Source organism: Metalysinibacillus jejuensis, from assembly GCF_003057615.1.
Classification (GTDB): Bacteria; Bacillota; Bacilli; order Bacillales_A; family Planococcaceae; genus Metalysinibacillus; species Metalysinibacillus jejuensis.
This window is the reverse complement of the sequence record NZ_QAFW01000002.1, coordinates 23,524-42,022: the sequence shown is the minus strand read 5'-3', so window position 1 is coordinate 42,022 and position 18,499 is coordinate 23,524. Positions and strand designations below refer to the sequence as shown.

Annotated in this window: 17 protein-coding genes; 2 read left to right on the top strand and 15 right to left on the bottom strand. The window is 38.7% G+C overall.

What is annotated here, in order from left to right; all coding sequences use genetic code 11:
* Positions 1 to 121 precede the first annotated feature (121 nt).
* Positions 122 to 1,282 (top strand): MFS transporter, encoded by a 1,161-nt coding sequence (locus tag DDE80_RS01485; protein ID WP_108305923.1) that lies wholly within the window; start codon positions 122 to 124, stop codon positions 1,280 to 1,282.
* A 19-nt stretch (positions 1,283 to 1,301) separates the two neighbouring features.
* Here DDE80_RS01485 and DDE80_RS01480 read toward each other — a convergent pair whose 3' ends face one another.
* The 10 genes from DDE80_RS01480 to yycF all read right to left on the bottom strand — a co-directional run bounded on the left by DDE80_RS01480 (position 1,302) and on the right by yycF (position 10,929).
* On the bottom strand, positions 1,302 to 1,940 hold the full coding sequence (locus DDE80_RS01480) for a peptidylprolyl isomerase (RefSeq protein ID WP_108305922.1): 639 nt from the start codon (positions 1,938 to 1,940) through the stop codon (positions 1,302 to 1,304).
* 285 nt (positions 1,941 to 2,225) lie between these two features.
* Positions 2,226 to 3,221: a virulence RhuM family protein gene (locus DDE80_RS01475; protein ID WP_108305921.1), complete on the bottom strand. Its 996-nt coding sequence runs from the start codon at positions 3,219 to 3,221 to the stop codon at positions 2,226 to 2,228.
* A gap of 128 nt (positions 3,222 to 3,349) precedes the next feature.
* A complete protein-coding gene (rlmH, locus tag DDE80_RS01470; protein ID WP_036143845.1) occupies positions 3,350 to 3,829 on the bottom strand; it encodes a 23S rRNA (pseudouridine(1915)-N(3))-methyltransferase RlmH in 480 nt (159 codons plus the stop codon).
* Positions 3,830 to 3,898: 69 nt separating this feature from the next.
* On the bottom strand, positions 3,899 to 4,057 hold the full coding sequence (locus DDE80_RS01465; RefSeq protein WP_036143843.1) for a CxxH/CxxC protein: 159 nt from the start codon (positions 4,055 to 4,057) through the stop codon (positions 3,899 to 3,901).
* 70 nt (positions 4,058 to 4,127) lie between these two features.
* Complete coding sequence (locus tag DDE80_RS01460) at positions 4,128 to 5,312, bottom strand: S1C family serine protease (RefSeq protein ID WP_108305920.1); 1,185 nt, start codon at positions 5,310 to 5,312, stop codon at positions 4,128 to 4,130.
* 97 nt (positions 5,313 to 5,409) lie between these two features.
* Positions 5,410 to 6,198 carry an MBL fold metallo-hydrolase gene (locus DDE80_RS01455; RefSeq protein WP_108305919.1) on the bottom strand — a complete coding sequence of 263 codons (789 nt, stop codon included), beginning with the start codon at positions 6,196 to 6,198 and terminating at the stop codon, positions 5,410 to 5,412.
* Between the two features lie 13 nt (positions 6,199 to 6,211).
* Positions 6,212 to 7,045 carry a two-component system regulatory protein YycI gene (locus DDE80_RS01450; RefSeq protein ID WP_108305918.1) on the bottom strand — a complete coding sequence of 278 codons (834 nt, stop codon included), beginning with the start codon at positions 7,043 to 7,045 and terminating at the stop codon, positions 6,212 to 6,214.
* Positions 7,032 to 8,363, bottom strand: coding sequence for a YycH family regulatory protein (locus DDE80_RS01445; RefSeq protein ID WP_108305917.1), 1,332 nt, complete (start codon positions 8,361 to 8,363; stop codon positions 7,032 to 7,034). Before DDE80_RS01445 ends, DDE80_RS01450 begins: the two co-directional genes overlap by 14 nt.
* Positions 8,354 to 10,213 carry a cell wall metabolism sensor histidine kinase WalK gene (walK, locus tag DDE80_RS01440; protein WP_108305916.1) on the bottom strand — a complete coding sequence of 620 codons (1,860 nt, stop codon included), beginning with the start codon at positions 10,211 to 10,213 and terminating at the stop codon, positions 8,354 to 8,356. The genes DDE80_RS01445 and walK overlap by 10 nt, the downstream gene beginning before the upstream one ends.
* 5 nt (positions 10,214 to 10,218) lie before the next feature.
* The gene (gene yycF / locus DDE80_RS01435; RefSeq protein WP_108305915.1) at positions 10,219 to 10,929 is read right to left on the bottom strand and encodes a response regulator YycF; all 711 of its coding nucleotides are present in this window, start codon (positions 10,927 to 10,929) and stop codon (positions 10,219 to 10,221) included.
* A gap of 381 nt (positions 10,930 to 11,310) precedes the next feature.
* Here yycF and DDE80_RS01430 point away from each other — a divergent pair, with 381 nt between their 5' ends.
* Complete coding sequence (locus DDE80_RS01430) at positions 11,311 to 12,123, top strand: YitT family protein (RefSeq protein ID WP_108306010.1); 813 nt, start codon at positions 11,311 to 11,313, stop codon at positions 12,121 to 12,123.
* 40 nt (positions 12,124 to 12,163) lie between these two features.
* On the opposite strand, the gene DDE80_RS01425 is transcribed toward DDE80_RS01430, so the two are convergent.
* The 5 genes from DDE80_RS01425 to DDE80_RS01405 all read right to left on the bottom strand — a co-directional run bounded on the left by DDE80_RS01425 (position 12,164) and on the right by DDE80_RS01405 (position 18,485).
* Positions 12,164 to 13,630, bottom strand: a complete 1,467-nt coding sequence (locus DDE80_RS01425; protein WP_108305914.1) for a DASS family sodium-coupled anion symporter — start codon at positions 13,628 to 13,630, stop codon at positions 12,164 to 12,166.
* Between the two features lie 117 nt (positions 13,631 to 13,747).
* Positions 13,748 to 15,103, bottom strand: a complete 1,356-nt coding sequence (gene dnaB / locus DDE80_RS01420) for a replicative DNA helicase (protein ID WP_108305913.1) — start codon at positions 15,101 to 15,103, stop codon at positions 13,748 to 13,750.
* Positions 15,104 to 15,109: 6 nt separating this feature from the next.
* The gene (rplI, locus tag DDE80_RS01415; protein ID WP_108305912.1) at positions 15,110 to 15,556 is read right to left on the bottom strand and encodes a 50S ribosomal protein L9; all 447 of its coding nucleotides are present in this window, start codon (positions 15,554 to 15,556) and stop codon (positions 15,110 to 15,112) included.
* Positions 15,553 to 17,532, bottom strand: a complete 1,980-nt coding sequence (locus DDE80_RS01410) for a DHH family phosphoesterase (protein WP_108305911.1) — start codon at positions 17,530 to 17,532, stop codon at positions 15,553 to 15,555. The genes rplI and DDE80_RS01410 overlap by 4 nt, the downstream gene beginning before the upstream one ends.
* A gap of 11 nt (positions 17,533 to 17,543) precedes the next feature.
* Positions 17,544 to 18,485, bottom strand: a complete 942-nt coding sequence (locus tag DDE80_RS01405) for a YybS family protein (RefSeq protein ID WP_108305910.1) — start codon at positions 18,483 to 18,485, stop codon at positions 17,544 to 17,546.
* Between the last annotated feature and the right edge of the window lie 14 nt (positions 18,486 to 18,499).

Genomic DNA, 18,499 nt, shown 5'->3' with positions numbered 1-18,499 from the left:
AACGTGCACTTAACATTTTTACCCTCTGTTTAAGTTTACGTTTTTCTAAAAAAATAACTTAAAATGCATAGTTTTATTAATCCATTCGATGATATGATGCACAAACAAGGAGGCTTCAACTATGAATGTACAACGTTGGATGAGCGCTAAGTTTTTTGTATTTTTTATGACGTGGGGGATTTTTCTTCCCTATTGGACAGGCTGGTTAATTAATGTTAAATCAATCTCAATTGGTGAAGCTAGTATTATTATGAGCGCTGGTCTGTTAATGCGTGGCGTGTCAACTTTACTTGTATTTCCATTTGCAGCAGAACGCCTTAGCAACCAGACATTATTACGCATTATGGCTATCGGTTCTTTTATCGCCTTGATCAGCTATATTCCTGCTACTAGTTTTACAGCGTTATTGCTCGTTACATTACTACTGCACTTATTTTATCCTGCATTAATGCCCGCTTTAGATAGTGTTGCGGGTTTACTCGCTCAACATAAACAGCTACCTAACTACGGCAAAAGTCGCTCTTGGGGGTCAATTGGCTTTGTTGTAGCAGGTATGACATTAACTTTATTTACAGCGAGTTTAGGCGAAACTGCAATTTTTTGGGCATTGCTTTTCACCACTTTATTATTTACGATACTCACATTACGTCCCTCACCGGCTGTTTTAACTAGTCCACCACCACGTAGTGAATCAAGTGGTAGCATTAAAACATTGTTAAATAATCGATCTTTTTTACTCATACTGGCCATTGTTATTTTACTCCAAGCTGCGCACGCGGTTTATTATAACTATGGTTATATTTTCTTACAGCATATCGGTGCACCTGCTTCAGCAATTGGGCTCATTATTAACATTGCCGTTATAGCAGAAATTATTTTCTTTAGTGTGGCAGACCGTCTACTGCGGACGATTTCTATCGGTAGTTTGCTAGCTATCGCAGCACTTGGCTCTACTGTACGCTGGTTATTGATTTTTATTTCACCAACGCTCGTTATATTTTGTATAGCTCAAACCTTGCACGCCCTATCTTTCGCGATGGGACATTATGCATTTATGAAATTTCTTATTAATGAGGTACCACAAGCTGCTATTTCGAAAGCACAAGGCATTTACTCTGCGCTTGCGCTTAGTTGGAGCACAGCACTCCTTACAATGCTTGGCGGCTATTTATATGAAATCGAGCCACGGTACGCGTTTTTAGGTATGATTAGCTGTACAGTGCCTTCTATGATGCTTGCGTTAAGCTATCGACATAAAACAAAAAACTTATCCACAAATTAGCTCTTGTGGATAAGTTTTTTTATTGTTTTACAGGTGCAGGGTAGTCAAAACCTTTTGTATCTACCTCTACCTTTTTCATTTTTTGTTCAACTGTTGGTTTATCCATTTCGTCACGGTCAACCGCCACAATCTCTTGTGCCACTTCTAAACCTTCGATTACTTTACCAAATGCCGCATACTCACCGTCTAAATGTGGTGAAGCATCTGTCATAATGAAGAACTGTGAGCCTGCTGAGTTAGGATCTCCTGTACGTGCCATCGAAATAACACCAGCCTCGTGTTTTAACTCATTGTCAAAGCCATTGCTCGCAAACTCGCCCGCAATCGCATAGCCTGGACCGCCGCCACCTGTACCATCAGGGTCGCCACCTTGAATCATAAAGCCAGGGATCACACGGTGGAAGATTAAACCATCATAAAAACCATCCTCAACTAATGATACAAAGTTAGCTACTGTATTAGGTGCTACCTTTGGCTCTAACTCAACAACAATTTTTTTGTCGTCTTCCATTGTGATCGTCACAATCGGGTTTTCTTTCACTTCATCAGCATAGCTTGTCGCCGCTTCTTCCTTTGGCGCTGCCTTTTTATCACTGCTGCAAGCCGCAAGTACAAGTACCATCGCCGTAAGCAACAGCATCATCGAAATCTTTTTCATTGCACGCTTTCCTCCTCAACTAATTATCTATTCCATATCATAACATTGGAGGAGGCTTAAATGCATTAACCGCACAAGGATTTATGATTTTTTAACTTTCTTGCAAAAGTAGAAATTTCCACTTCTCTACTTTGCAAAAAACTACTTAAGTAATTTACTAGATAGTGACGACATTAATAATTTATAAAATTAGCGTAGTAAGCCATGCTTACTTATGATACGGTTCTCCGTATATCTTGGTAAATTAACCTATCTTCCCGTGCTACTAAAATTTTTTAGGCAAACTTATTTTTTGAGGTTATTATTTTCAATAAAACGCTCAAAATCATCATTTGATTTGTTAATAATTCTATTTTGATTATATTTTTCATACTCTTGAGTGGCTAATTGGTCAGCAACTGCCTTTGAAACTTTCCCAGCATTTTCAAGAATTTCTCGACCATTAAATTGAAGAAAGGCATTCAATTTGTCGATCCAATCACTCATATGCATAGGTTGCTGTCTTTCGGCTTGATCCTCCGCATAATCTAAGTACATTGTCACAATACGATTCAAAGATTTAAGTTCTTTTTCAGATAAATAATTTTTTGCGACTGTTACATCCCCTTTTCGTACTTTGTCACCTTTCCACGAAGTGAGGCCCATATTTTCTTTATCTGCCTTTGCTCTAGCGGCTATCAATTCAGCCGCTGTTTGACCATGAATAGCAAAGTGTAATTTATTTTGAACAGTAGCAAAAAATCCCTGTGTAATTTCTGCTTTTGAATCATAATCAACAGAAGTTGCATAAATATCTGTAATCTTTTGATAGAACCTTTTTTCCGAGGTACGAATATCACGAATTCGCTCAAGTAATTCATCAAAATAATCTTGTCCAAAATTACGCATCTCTTTCAAGCGTTCATCATCCATTGTGAATCCCTTAACTAAGTATTCATTTAACCGCTCAGTAGCCCATTGGCGAAATTGTGTACCACGGTGAGAGCGAACGCGGTAACCGATTGCTAAAATCATTTCAAGGTTATAAAAAGATACTTCACGTTCAACTTCACGTTTACCTTCAGTTTGAACTATTCGGTTTTTCCGAATAGTTGCCGACTCCTGTAATTCACCTTCTGCATAGATATTCTTTATATGTTCATTTATCGTATTAATACCTTTTTGATAAAGTTCCGCAATTGCCTTTTGCGTCATCCAGACCGTTTCATTTTCCAAGCGAACGTCTATTTTTGTATTACCTTCTTCTGTTTGGTAAATCAAAATATTTGTTCCATTTTGCATCGCATATCCCCCTAAATTCTATTGTAGAAACATTATAAGAACATCTATATTACATTCTCACTTTCCCGTTTGTAATATTGTACTTAATGTATTTCCTTCTACCGTAAATTCACTTCTCTGCTTTACCATCATTTGTGATACGGTTCGCCTTTAATAATACGAAAGCTGCGGTAGATTTGTTCGATGAGTACGAGCTTCATGAGTTGGTGGGGGAGCGTCATTTTGCCAAAGGATTGTTGCTCGTTGGCACGGCGCAACACGTCTTCGTGTAAGCCGAGAGAGCCACCAATAACGAAGGCTACTTTGCTTTTGCCGTATGTCATAAGGTTGTTGAGGTCTGTTGCCATTTGTTCTGACGTTTTCATTTTGCCGTCAATAGCAAGGGCATAGACATACATATCGTCCGAAATTTTGGCGAGGATGCGCTCGCCTTCTTTCTTTTTGACTTGTGCCATTTCCGCTTCACTTAATTGTTCTGGTGCTTTTTCGTCTGGTACTTCGACAAGATTAAGTTTAGCGTAAGCACCGAGGCGTTTGGCGTATTCGTCGATACCCATTTTTAAATATTTTTCTTTCAATTTGCCGACGGTTATTATAGTAATATTCATATTTGTTTAGTCCTTTCTGAAAACTTATCCACAGAAGTTATCCACATTTCCACAACATATTGTGTAAAGTTATTTACTTGATACTATATAAGCTGCTTTTTCCTCACAATATTCACATAATTCATCCACATCTGTTGGTAACTCATCCATAATAGGGAAGTCTTTTTGTTCGGCTACAAACATATCTAATGCGTAGCCAATATGTTCCTTACAGCTAAATTTTTGCATAATCGTTCCTCTTTTCTATCAATGTACTTGTATTGTAGCACGAAAAAAGAAGGAGCCGAGGCCCCTTCTCTTACAATGTTTTATCGTCGACTAATTTTGCTTGTAGCTCGACTAACTTACCTTGGCGATACACTTTCATTGTTAACTCATCCCCAATTTTTTTCTTATTGTATAAATGTTTGCGTAAATCAGAAGCACTTTCGATTTTTTCGCCGTCCATCTCTACAATAACATCATATTGTTTAGCTCCTGCTTCTGCCGCTGCTGAACCTCGTACAATATCTGTAATGACTACACCCGTGGTAATTTCTTTTGGAATTTGTAATGTTTGTTGTTGATAAAAGGCTGGGACATTCGTTAAGTCCGTTAATGATACACCAAGCACTGGGCGCTGTACTTCACCACGTTGTTCAAGCTCTTCAATAATTGGAATCGCCGCGTTAATCGGAATCGCAAATCCTAGTCCTTCTACTTTTGCGACTGCAATTTTCATTGAGTTGATGCCGATTACATCACCTTTAATGTTTACTAATGCACCACCGCTATTACCAGGGTTAATCGCTGCATCTGTTTGTAGTACTTCTTGTTCCCAGTCAGCTATACCATCTTTGTTAAAATCAATTGGCATCGTACGGTCCACACCTGACACAACACCTTGTGTTACTGAGCCGTAAAAGTCTAAACCTAATGGGTTACCGATAGCTAAAACAGGCTCACCTTGCTTTAATGAATCTGAATCACCGAACTGCGCTACTGTCGTAATATCTTTTGCGTCAATTGCAATGACAGCTAAATCTGTCCACATATCGCCACCTAATAACTCAGCCTCACGTTTACTACCCTCGTCTAATGTTACTTCTAAACGTTCGGCATTTTCGATGACGTGGTAATTTGTTACGATAAATGCCTTACCATCTTCAATTTTATAAATAACACCCGAGCCTGATCCAGCTTCTTGTTCACCTGTTTGCTGTGACCAAAAATCAGCTACTTTTTGAATGTTTGTTATACCAACAACTGCTTTTGACACCTTTCCCACAGCATCCGTAGCGTCTGTTGTGACATCAGTAGCCACTTGTTGCGTAGTTACGTTACTAGGTGTTGTCGCGCTATCTGTTTGAGGCTTAGGCCCAACGATAAACCAAACGAGTAAAGCGCCTACCATTACACCGAAAAGCCCCATTAAAAAATAACCTAGGGAATTACCTTTATGTTTCATTGGTGGTTGTGGTGTTGGTTGCTCATACATTGTCATCTTCCTCTCTGTTATCAACGTTCTAGTTGTATCATACCCATTTAACATTAAAATTCGATGAAAATATAATAAAAAAATTCGCACGAGGCGAATTTTTTTATACTTCTACAAGTAAGGTTGGTTCATTAGCATCGGTATCATGTAAGTGAACATACTCACCTACGATGACACCTTGAGATTGTAACGTTTGAGCTACACTCATACGTGCTAAATCCTTCATATTGTTATCTTTACTTAAATGAGACAAATAGATTTGTGTAGGTTTCTCAGCTACTACCTCGCTCATCGCTACCGCTGCATCTTCATTAGACACATGCCCAACATCGCTTAAAATGCGACGTTTCGTAGACCAAGGATAGCCACACATTTGTAGCATACCTACATCATGATTACTTTCAAACACATAGGCATCCGCGCAATTAATAATACCCTTCATGCGGTCACTCACATAGCCTGTGTCTGTAATGACTGCTAATTTTCGATCACCTTCATGGAAAGTATAGAACATCGGGTCAACTGCATCGTGTGATACCGCAAACGATTGAATATCTATTGAACCAAATGTTTTTACAGCCTCCATATCAAAGTGAAAGCGAAGATCGGAAGGAATGTCGCCTATATTAGGTAACATCGCATCCCATGTTTTTGCGTTGGCATACACAGGTACTTTATAGCGGCGCGCTAAAATACCTACACCTTTAATATGGTCGCTATGCTCGTGCGTCACTAAAATACCACTTAGCTTTTTTGCTTCGCGATCAATTTTATCAAATAATGCTTCCATGCGCTTGCCACTTAATCCTGCATCGACAATAAAGGCATGCGTATCATTTTCAACATAAACCGCATTGCCTGTGCTGCCACTTGCTAATACACTAAATCGCATTGTATCACTCTTCCTAATCCTTTTCTTCTAAGTCTGTCTCTTTCGTTTCTTCACGTGAAGAAGTTAAATCTACTACTTTTCCTTCTACGCTATTATTTACAAAATATGTTTCAATCGTATCATCAGGCAATTGTAAACGCACTTCCCATGTCGGCACAAATACTTGTGTTTCTGTTAAAGGCACTAATGTGGAATAACCTAGCTTCATATGCACAATTGTCGTCTCAGGGCGCAGTAAACCTCTATCATACAGTGCGCGTACGACTTGTGATTCTGGCATAACATTATCACTCTGTTCTAAGCTCTGAATGTTTTTAAGTAGCGTTTGTTCGTAACGTGTTACTTCGTTACGCTCATTCCAATACACTTCTAGTAAACCATGTTCATTATAATAAATCGTACGGTCTTTCACACGCTGGAAAAAAGTCGCCTTACGTTCATCACGATTAATTTCCCATAAGGCGTAATCCGTACCTTTATAAACGCTTTCTGATACAAACTCACGGAAGCTATCATTATCTTTTACATTGCGTAGTTTTACAGGCTTGATTAATGTGCTATGCAACCTCGTATCATTGTTATAAAAATAAAAGTCTTGATTCGTTAATGTTAAGTTAGCTTCTTTAAAATTTAAAATTTCTGCTGAAATATATGAAATCGCATTAGGCGAGTTAGAAAAGACAGGGTGTGTAATTTTATCATCCTTTAAGCGTGTCTCTATCGATTTTTCACCGAGCTCTTCTACATTTTGAGCCTCTTGGTAACGGTCTAAATAAAGCGAGTATAAAAACACATTCATAATAAGAAAGACGAGTATAAAAATGGTTTTGGTTTTACTCCAATCCAATAAAATCGCCCCCTACTTCATCATGTGCCACACGCAACCAATCATCATGCACTTTTACGTACCAAGATGGTGTTAAGATAAAGATTTTTTTATGCTCATCACGTGTTAAATGGTAACCAACGAGTAGTTCTTCAATATCTGAAAATAAAATTCCTTTATATTGTTGAATATGTTGCACCATAGATGGACCATCTTCTAATGTCATTACATCGTCTTCTGACGTAAAATCTTTATCTAATTTATAGTACGGACGATTATAGCGGAAAATGCGTTTTTGTCCCCATGTTGTAGAAATCGTCGTCGCAATATCCTCGCTAAACACAGGATTTCCTTGCATAAAGAGTTGGTAGTCGACGCGGCTCGTCTCAGGCGCTACTGATGTTAGACGATAATCAGCAGTCATACCACCATGCTCATTAATAAACTCAAAGCTTCGGTCTAATAAATCCGTAGCACTTATTAATGCACGTGTTCCTGCAGCTGGATAAACAAAGTTGAGCGATTTGCGATTGGCATCAAGCGTCATTAATCCCATACCGTCTGTATATTTTTGATGGCTCGAATCATCACCATTACGCTGTACAATACTTGGCTTTGTAAACAAAATATTTTTAAACGCCTCTGTCGAAACTTCATCAATATAATACGTATATTGCAAAGCTCTTATCGGCTTTTCAGGCACATATAAGGAACGGCTCGCCGTACGCTCAATTTCCCGGTATACAGGTAGTTTATGTGCCCCTTCTACAACGCTTGTATAAAATGCGTTACCGTCTGTTAACGTCACCACACCGCGGTAAACAACAGTTTGACCGGCACTAATGAAAAATAGTTGTAGCCGATTTTCTTTGTAGCTCTTCCAATCGATAATAATACTTTGAAAAGTTGTTTCGGGTAATTCATTATCTGAACCAATAAAAATTTTATTGAAACTACCAAAAGGCACAGCACCTGCAAAATCAATTGTTACACGATTATTCTCACGCTTTAGTTCATTTAAACGCATCGGTGTAATATCAGGTGCACGTTCAATTTCAATGTCTTTCCAGTTCCTAAAAGAGCTTAGCGCACTATCCATATACTTCGGTAAAGTTGTACCTGTAAATTCATCATTTTGGTAGTACAACATACGGTAAGGCTTTACTACACTTTCGATATTTTTTTTCGTACCAATTACAGTAGTGTTGTTAGTCGTTTGTTCGATAGATTTATAGTCAGGCGTATAGGTCCAAATCACAAAGGTGAGAATGACGCTCGATATGACGAGCAAAAATAAGACGATAGATTTTACATGCTCGATATACTTAATCACGCCCATTCACCATCCTCATCAAAAATTTGTGTATCATACGGCAATGTGAAGAAAATCGTCGTACCTTGACCTTCATCACTTTCCGCCCAAATTTTACCACCATGTGCTTCTATCATTTCACGGGCAATCGCTAATCCTAGCCCGGTTCCACCCATTGATCGTGCTCTAGCGCGGTCAACCCGATAAAAGCGATCAAAAATACGGTCTACATTTTCCTTAGGTATACCCATACCATCATCTGCAATCATCACCTTTAACATCGTATCTTCTTCAATTAAACCGAAGCGAATATTTCCGCCGTCTGGTGAATATTTCATTGCGTTAGAGATGATATTATCAATAACTTGCGTTAATTTATCCGTATCAATATCAACATAATACGACTTCTCTGGTATGAGACGTGTAAACGTTACATTTTGTGATTTTGACATTTCAAAACGATCAATAATACGATTGAAAAACTTATTGAAAATTACACACTCTTTATTGAGTTCGTAGTCTTGGCTATCCATACTTGATAGCTGCAATAAATCATTAACAAGGCGTATCATACGTTCTGTTTCTGTTTGTGTCACTTCTAAAAATGTAGGTGCAATATTTTCGTCTTTCCATGCACCTTCTGCTAATGCCTCTAAATAGCTACGCATTGTAGTTAATGGTGTGCGCAACTCATGGGACACATTTGCTACAAACTCCCGGCGCTCCATATCGATTTTTTCCTGCTCCGTAATATCATGTAATACAGCAATTAATCCATTAATAAAGCCTGTTTCTTTTTGCGTGACTGAAAACATCGCACGTAAAATATACGGTGCATCGTCTTTACTAAAATCAAGATTAAGTGGCTCTTTCATATTGAGTAAATCTTCAAATGTATAATCATAGTCTTGTTCAATACCGAGAACGGTTGTAATAGGGCGCCCTATTGTTTCTTCAAAAGAAGAAGATAGGAGCTGTAAAGCTGGCTCATTAATTAAGACGATATTTCCTTTGCGATCAGTTGCAATAACACCATCTGTCATATTACTCATAACGGAGGTTAGCTTACGACGTTCTGACTCAGTCGTCGCTTGCGATTCTTGCAGACGATTCGTTAAATGATTAAAAGCAATCGCTAATTGGCCAATTTCATCCGAGCCATACACACGCACTTTACGCGAGAAGTTGCCGCGTGACATGGCTTGTGCCTGTTTACGCATATCGGAAATCGGTCGTGTAATTGTACGCGCAATTAAAATCCCTAAAATAATCGTAATACCGAGAGACATCGCTGTACCTAAAGCAAAAATCCCATTAATTTCACTTAATTGCTTAAATACTTTCTCAATATCAGCCTCAATATAAATGGCGCCAATCACATCACCGGCTTCACCGTTAGGACCAACACCTTCTCGAATAGGCTTTACTAACACCCAAATGCGATTATTCGTTTGTTTATCTAATGAAATCGTCTCAGAGCGAGCTTCTAATGAAATGGCACGACGAACAAGGTCAACCGTTGTACGTTGACCTACCATGCTTTGATTATTACCTTCAGAGGTAGCAATAATTTGATTATGCTCATCAATAACTTGCACGCGTAAAATATCATCTGTCGCAAATTCCCGTAAAATTGGACTTAATGCATTTTCTAATTTTGGCATGCTTTCATCGCGCTCTTTTAAAATCTCTTCACGAATGTTGTACTGCACAAGTTCAGATCGTTGCTCAATCGATTCTTTAAAGTTGGTTTTTAAATTTTCCTCAAGTCCTTTTGAAAAATATAGACCGATAATTTGTAAGGCTAATAAAATAAGTAGAATATAAATCAGCACAACTTTAACGTGTACGGATTTAAAAAAGCTCACTTTTTCCATTCAATTTACTCCTGCTCAGGATTTCGTAAATAATAGCCTACCCCACGTCGTGTTACAATCCACGCAGGATGGCTAGGATTATCTTCAATTTTTTCACGTAAGCGACGAATCGTTACGTCTACTGTTCTTACATCACCAAAGTAATCGTAGCCCCATACCGTTTGCAGTAAGTGCTCGCGCGTCATCACTTGCCCAATATGCTTAGCTAAGTAATGCAATAATTCAAACTCGCGATGAGTTAGTTCAATAGCTTCATCACGCTTTCTCACCATATAGGCCTCAGGTTGAATAATGAGCATACCAATTTCAATATTATTATTTGCTGGTTGCTCTTCTTCAATCGTATTTTGCACTTGTAAACGTCGCATATTCGCTTTAACCCGTGCTATTAATTCACGCGTGCTAAATGGCTTTGTTACATAGTCATCAGCGCCCATTTCTAGACCGAGCACCTTATCAATTTCAGAACCTTTAGCTGTTAGCATAATGATAGGGAAATCATACTTCTTACGAATTTCACGACAAACATCCATGCCATCTCGTTTCGGTAACATAATATCGAGTAGCATTAAATCTGGCTGCTCTTCCTCTACTTTCTCTAATGCTTCTTCACCATCATAAGCACAAATTACTTTGTAGCCCTCTTTTTGCAAATTGAATTGTAAAATATCTGCAATAGGCTTTTCATCATCTACGACAAGTATTGTCTTATCCATTAGGTCATCCCCTTTTATTGTATTGTAAAGTAAGACTCCCACTTAACAATAAGTGAGAGATAAATTTCATGTAAATTAACAGTAATTATTTTATCTAAGCGATTAGATGCTATTTAGTGCAAAGTGCATCAACTATTTGCTTGCACTACCCTTTACTGTATCATTGTTTTAAACGTTTTGCATTTTTCGACGCTAGCTTTATTGCCTAGGAAATAAAAGAATTTCAAAATTATTAGCGTTATTACTTTTTACTTACTGCACAGTTGGGTAAAATAAAACAGTGTAAAGAAAGAGGAGAGATGCAATGTGACAGATACAGCACTAAGAGCGCCTAAGGGCAAAAAGCGCTCGTCAAAAATATTATTTGCCCGAAAAATCATTATGGTTATGATAGGTGCCATGATTATGGCCGTTGGCTTAGAATTATTTCTTGTCCCCAATCAAATTATGGACGGGGGCATCGTCGGTATTTCCATTATTATATCCCACTTATTATCCTTACCACTTGGATTATTTATCTTCGTACTCAATATTCCCTTCATCTTTTTAGGCTACAAACAGCTCGGTAAAACCTTCGCGATTTTAACAGGTATTGGTATTACAACATTATCTGTAACAACGATTGGCTTACATAACTTAGAGCCATTTACAACGGACTCTTTGCTTGCTACTGTGTTTGGCGGGATTGTATTAGGTGTGGGCGTCGGTATTGTTATTCGTTATGGCGGGTCATTAGATGGTACAGAAATTTTAGCGATTTTATTTAACCGTAAGCTACCTTTCTCTGTTGGTGAAATCGTAATGTTTATGAACGTTATTATTTTCTCAGCAGCTGGCTTCATTTTTTCTTGGCAACAAGCCATGTACTCAATTATGGCCTACTATATCGCCTCTAAAATGATTGATGTAGTTATACAAGGTCTCGAAGAATCGAAATCTATCTACATCATTAGCGACGAAACTGACGAAATTGGACAAGCTATCATGGACCGCCTCGGACGTGGTGTAACGTTCCTTCATGGTGAAGGTGCCTACACAGGCGATAATAAAAAAGTTATTTTTACAGTAATTACACGTATTGAGGAGTCAAAATTAAAAACGATTGTTGAAGAAATTGATCCACACGCCTTCTTAGCGATTGGTAATATTGCTGAAGTGAGCGGTGGACGCTTCAAGAAAAAAGATATCCACTAAAAAAGACGTGCCCGCTTGTGAAGTGGGCACGTCTTTTTTCTTATAGTAAGCCAATCCATTTCCAGTATGTTGCACTGAAGATTAGGATGAGTACATAACCAATAATGGCAATTGGTAGACCCGCTTTAAAGAAGTCTTTAACTGTAAATGAGCCTGTACCATACGCCAGCATATTTTGCGGCGCGTTAACAGGTAGTAGGAAACCAAAACTGATAACGAATTGTTGGATTAATACAAATCCCACTGGGTTAACATCTGAGCCAAGCGTTGAAGCGAACACTAATACAATTGGGATTAATGCTGAAGCTAGTGCTGTGGCACTCGCAAAGCCTAAATGAATTAAAATATTAAACAGTGCAAGCAATGCGATGGTCGCAAGTAGTGGCATACTATCTAAGCCCATTAAACCGAACATTTTATCTGACAGCCACTGTGCTCCGTCTGTTGCCAGTAAAATTGAACCGAGTGCGATACCTACCGCAAAGACAATAATTGTACCCCACGGAATTAACTTCTCTACTTGCTTCCATGTGAATACACCAATTTTTGGTAGTAATAAAATCGCTACCGCTATAATCGTCACGGTTGTAGAGTCAAACGGGTGAAATCGTTTCTCTGTAGCCCAGAAAAATAGCAAAGCTAAAGAAATAATAATGAGACGCTTTTCTTCTGCACGTAGTGGCCCTAGGTCTTTTAAATTTTGATGAACGATTGATGCTCCACCTTCTAATACTTTTGTTTCAGGTCTGATGACGTTAATCATAACGAAGTATAAGACGACCGACATTATAATAGACCAAGGCGCAGCATACATAAACCATTGCCCCCATGATACATCTACACCAAATTGTTCATAAATAAAATCAAGTGCCACCATGTTTTGCGCAGCTGCTGTTTTAATCCCTACGTTCCAAATCGAAATAGATTGAACCGCGGTAATAATAAGTAATGCACCTAGTCGACTGTTGGCTGGTAAACCAAATGCCGCTACCATACCTAATAAAATCGGTACGATAGCGCCTGCGCGAGCCGTCGCACTTGGCACGAAGAAAGCTAAAATAATGGATACTAAAATTGCACCAAATACAATAGCTCCTGTTTTAGCGCCTACCTTTGATAAAATATACAAGGCTAAGCGCTTATGTAGATTGGTTGCCTGCATAGCGGCTGCTAAGAAGAGCGCACCTGCAACTAATGCTACCGCCGGACTTGAAAACCCACCAAGCGCCATTTTTAACGCTTCCTTCGTCGTTAGTAACTCATCAGGATTGTCTAGCTTTGGTGATAAGCCTAATAACAAGGTTAACAGGGATACAATCATGGCCGCACTTACTGGGTAAGTAACTGCTTCAGTTACCCATAAAATAATGGCGAAAGCTAATACTGCTAATGCTCTATGCCCCATTACTGGCAAATCATCAGGTGTTGGTAACAGTAATACACCTATTAATACAGCAAATGATAATACTAAAAAATACGGTTTTAAATTCTTTTTTTGTTTTTCCATATTTCTTCCCTCCTTTTCACTTTAACTATACTGTTCCATTATTGAGCTATTGTAAAGCCTAACCATACAAATCCATTAAAAAAACCCGCTAATCGCCTAAGCGACCAACAGGTTTTGTCAATAATCTGGCACATCTTCCCCAGTATAGTTCGAAAATTTATTGTATTGCTTGTTAAAAGCTAATTTCACTGTACCTGTAGGACCGTTACGCTGTTTTGCTAAAATAATTTCAATTAAGTCATTCGGTGGTGCATCTTCTTCTTTATTATAATAATCATCACGATACAAAAATGATACAATATCGGCATCTTGCTCAATACTACCTGATTCACGTAGGTCACTCATCATCGGACGCTTATCTTGACGTTGTTCAACGCCACGCGAAAGTTGTGATAGAGCAATAACAGGCACTTTTAATTCACGCGCTAACGCTTTTAATGAGCGCGAAATATCTGATACCTCTTGCTGACGGTTTTCGCCTGGTCGTCCGCTACCTTGAATTAATTGTAAATAATCAATTAAAATCATATCAAGACCACTCTCTTGATAGAGACGGCGGCATTTTGCTCTAATTTCATTTACACGCAAACCAGGTGAGTCGTCGATATAAATGCCCGCTTTCGATAAGCTGCCAATTGCTAGCATTAGCTTACTCCAGTCTTCGTTTTCTAAAGAGCCTGTACGCAAGCGTTGTGCATCAATCAAGCCTTCTGCGCAAAGCATACGCATAACAAGTTGCTCGGCCCCCATCTCTAGTGAAAAGATAGCTACGTTTTGTTTAGAACGTACGGCGGCATTTTGTGCGATGTTTAATGCGAAAGCCGTTTTACCCATCGAAGGTCGAGCCGCTACGATAATTAAATCATTACGCTGGAAACCTGCAGTCATTTTATCTAAATCAACATAACCTGTAGAAATACCCGTGACATCGCCTTTATTTTGATGCATTTTTTCAATATTATCGAACGTCTCATGAAGTACGCCTTCAATATGTTTAAAATCACTCGCATTGCGTTTATTTGCTACTTCCATAATAGAACGCTCGGCATCAGATAGAAGCTCACTGACCTCATCCTCGCGCATATAACCGTCATCTACAATTTTTGTAGCAGCACGAATTAAACGACGCAATACGCTTTTCTCACTAACAATATCAGCATAATACTCTACATTAGCAGCTGTTGGCACAGCATTTGATAACTCTAACAAATAGCTGAGACCGCCAATTTCCTCGAGTGACTTACGAGCGGCGAACACTTCACTGACCGTTACTACATCCACTGGGCTACCTTGATCGCTTAACTCTAACATCACCTCAAAAATTTGTTGGTGCGCTGTTTGGTAAAAATCTTGAGGTTGCAAACGCTCAGATGCGACGATTAGTGCTTCGGGTTGTAAAAAGACAGCACCAATAATGGACTGCTCCGCCTCTTTATTATGAGGCGGCACACGTTCTATCATTGCGTCACTCATTTATTATTACTCCTCAGTAACATGTACTTTTAGCGTTGCGTTAACTTCATTATGCAATTTTACTGGTACATTCGTATAACCTAATGCACGAATACCATCGCTTAATGACATCTTACGCTTATCTATTTTAATGCCATGCTTTTTTTGTAATGTATCAGCGATTTGTTTCGTTGAAATCGAACCGAATAGACGGCCACCTTCGCCTGATTTCGCTGTCATATCTACCGTTAAAGCTTCTAGTTTTTCTTTTAATGCTTGCGCCTCTGCTAGTTCTGCAGCCGCATTTTTTTCTTCTAAACGTTGCTGACCTTTGAGCTGTGACATCGCTTGTGTACTTGCTTCAACAGCATAACCGTTTTTAATTAAGAAGTTTTGTGCATAACCTACAGCTACTTCTTTCACTTCACCTTTTTTACCTTTACCTTTAACATCTTTTAAAAAAATTACTTTCATTGACTTGAACTCCCTTCAACAACTTCTATTATCGCTTTCTTTAAATAACCTTTCACTTCGTCAATCGAGTTAGCTTCCATTTGGCAAGCTGCATTCGTTAAATGCCCTCCGCCGCCGAGCTTTTCCATGACGAGTTGGACATTAATATCACTTAAAGAACGTGCGCTTATACCTATCATACCATCTGCACGATGCGCTATGACAAACGATGCGCCTACATCCTTCATCGTCAATAAAATATCAGCTGTTTGTGCAATGAGTACCGAGCTATATACTCGGTTATCCTCACCTGTAGCAATGGCAATGCCAGGGCGGAAAAACTCCACATTTTGAATAATTTTCGAGCGTTCTATATACGTCTCTACATTTTCTTTAAGTAAGCGTTGAACTAAAATCGTATCAGCGCCTTTAGCACGTAAATAGGATGCTGCATCAAATGTACGCGAACCTGTGCGAAGCGTAAAGCTTTTTGTGTCTACAATTATACCTGCAAGCATTGCGGTGGCCTCAAGCATATCTAAATGCTTTTCAGTTGGTTGGTACTCGAGTAATTCTGTAACGAGCTCCGCTGTAGACGAAGCATACGGTTCCATATACACGAGCGTAGGGTTATCAATAAAATCTTCACTACGTCTGTGGTGATCGATAACAACGACCTTCTCTGCCCGCTTAACAATTCTTGGGTCTACTACCATTGATGGTTTATGCGTATCCACTACAACGACAAGCGAATTATCGGTCATTTTACTCAACACTTCATCTGGCGATAAAAAGGTATCATAAAAATCAGATTTGCGCTCAATTTCATCCATTAAGCGCACGACACTACCATTCATATCATCTTTATTCACAACTGCATAACCTTTAACATTATTCATTTCGGCCATTTTCCGTACACCGATTGAAGCACCGATGGAGTCCATATCAGGGCTCGCATGTCCCATCGCAAAAACTTGATCGCTCTCTTGAATTAAATCTCGTAAAGCATGAGAAATAACACGTGCTCTAACGCGCGTACGCTTCTCTACAGGATTAGTCTTACCACCATAAAAACGAAACTTACCATTAGGCTCTTTAATTGCGACTTGGTCACCGCCACGTCCAAGAGCTAAATCCAAACTCGACTGGGCTAGCACGCCTAGTTCAACTAAGGAAGAAGAACCCTCTCCAATACCAATACTTAAGGTTAAAGAAAGATTTTTCTTTGCAGTACGTTCGCGAATTGTATCTAAAATATCAAATTTCTTTTTCTCTAAACGACGCAAAATCCGTTCATTTAATACCGCAATAAAACGATCTGAAGAAATCCGTTTTACAAAGATATCATAATCCGCTGCCCACCCATTTACGATTGAAGTAATTAACGTATTCGTCAAGCTTCTACGCTGATCATCCATCGCTTGCGTAAGCTCATCATAATTATCAATAAATAACACACCAATTACGGTACGATCTGCATAATACTGTGTTTCATACTCCACTTTTTCTGTAACATCGAAAAAGTAAAATAAACGTTCATGGCGTTTAAATGTCACATTATATTTACGCTCTCTAAACGTTAAAGTCGTCTCAACGAGTGCTTCTTCACCTTTTTTAACAATCAAGCCAAGTTCTTCTGATATTACTGTAATGTCTTCACCAAGCAACGTTTCCACACTTAACATATTTAAAATAAAAGGGTTAACCCATTCAATTGTATGCTCACTATCAATTAAAATAATACCAATAGGTAGCTCAAGTAGCGCCTCTCTGCCCACATCTTTAACTCGATGAGACAAAGCTTCGATATGTTGTGCAGTCGCTTGATAAACATCATTTTCTACTTTCCATAAATAAATGATAAGGGCACTGTAGCTACTAATAAATGCAAAGGCAATGCCTAAATGCCATATACACAACACCGCAAATATAACGAAACCAAAAATTGTGAGCGCTACTAAAGGATAGCGGAGCGGACGGTTACGATATGTGTTCATCAGTGCACCTCCTACCTATTTGTTTTATTCGTAATAAATGTACGAATATCCATACCTAAATCAAGCACACCAACTAATACAAGAAGAGGGAATAGCGGCACTAATAACACACAAACTATTACACCCACTGTTTTAGCAATACCTTTCGCTGCTAGATAGTACTGAATTAATGAAAATGCCTGTAATACAAGAAGTACACTTAATACAACGTCAAAATTATACGTTACGGTATAAAGTGTCGTACCTATTTCAGGATTAACAAATAATTTCACAGTAACTACAACGAGATAATACCATAAAATAGAACGCGGTAAGCGCATATCTTTAAATGGTGAAAATTTCGGTACTTGTACACTTAAGCGTCGTAATATAGGTAAATTAATACTTAACATCATAAATGCAACTAAGAAAGATGACAATGTTACTAGCGCAGGGACGAGCGCTTCTAATAAGGTCATTAGCTGATTAATATCTGCTACACTCATCGCTTCTTTTCCTGACGTAGCTAAAAAAGCTTCATTCATTGCGAGATATGACTCGCGCGTAGTCGCTAACATTTCTTTAATAACATCAATTGCTAAAAACTGAATAAGCACCATATACATAACAACAGTAACAGTAAGTACTGTTAAGCCTGTAGCCATCAGTAAGGCAACTTTACTGTAGTTAGCCCGAATCCCCATACCTATTACTACTCCAATGACTGCAAACGACAATGCCGTCGGTGCTACAATAATTCCACCTAGTAATGTGCCAACAATAATGCTCACTGTTGCAACGAGCACGGTTTGCTTAGGCGTAAACTTAGCTCCGTACCACATTAAAGGCAATGGTGTAATAAATGCGGTAAAGAACGAAACCACAGGTATGTACACAGTCATAAATAACAATATGACAAATAATGCTGTCATCATCGCACCGTATACGAGCGATTGATTTTTTGTACTTGGCATATAAAACCTTCCTT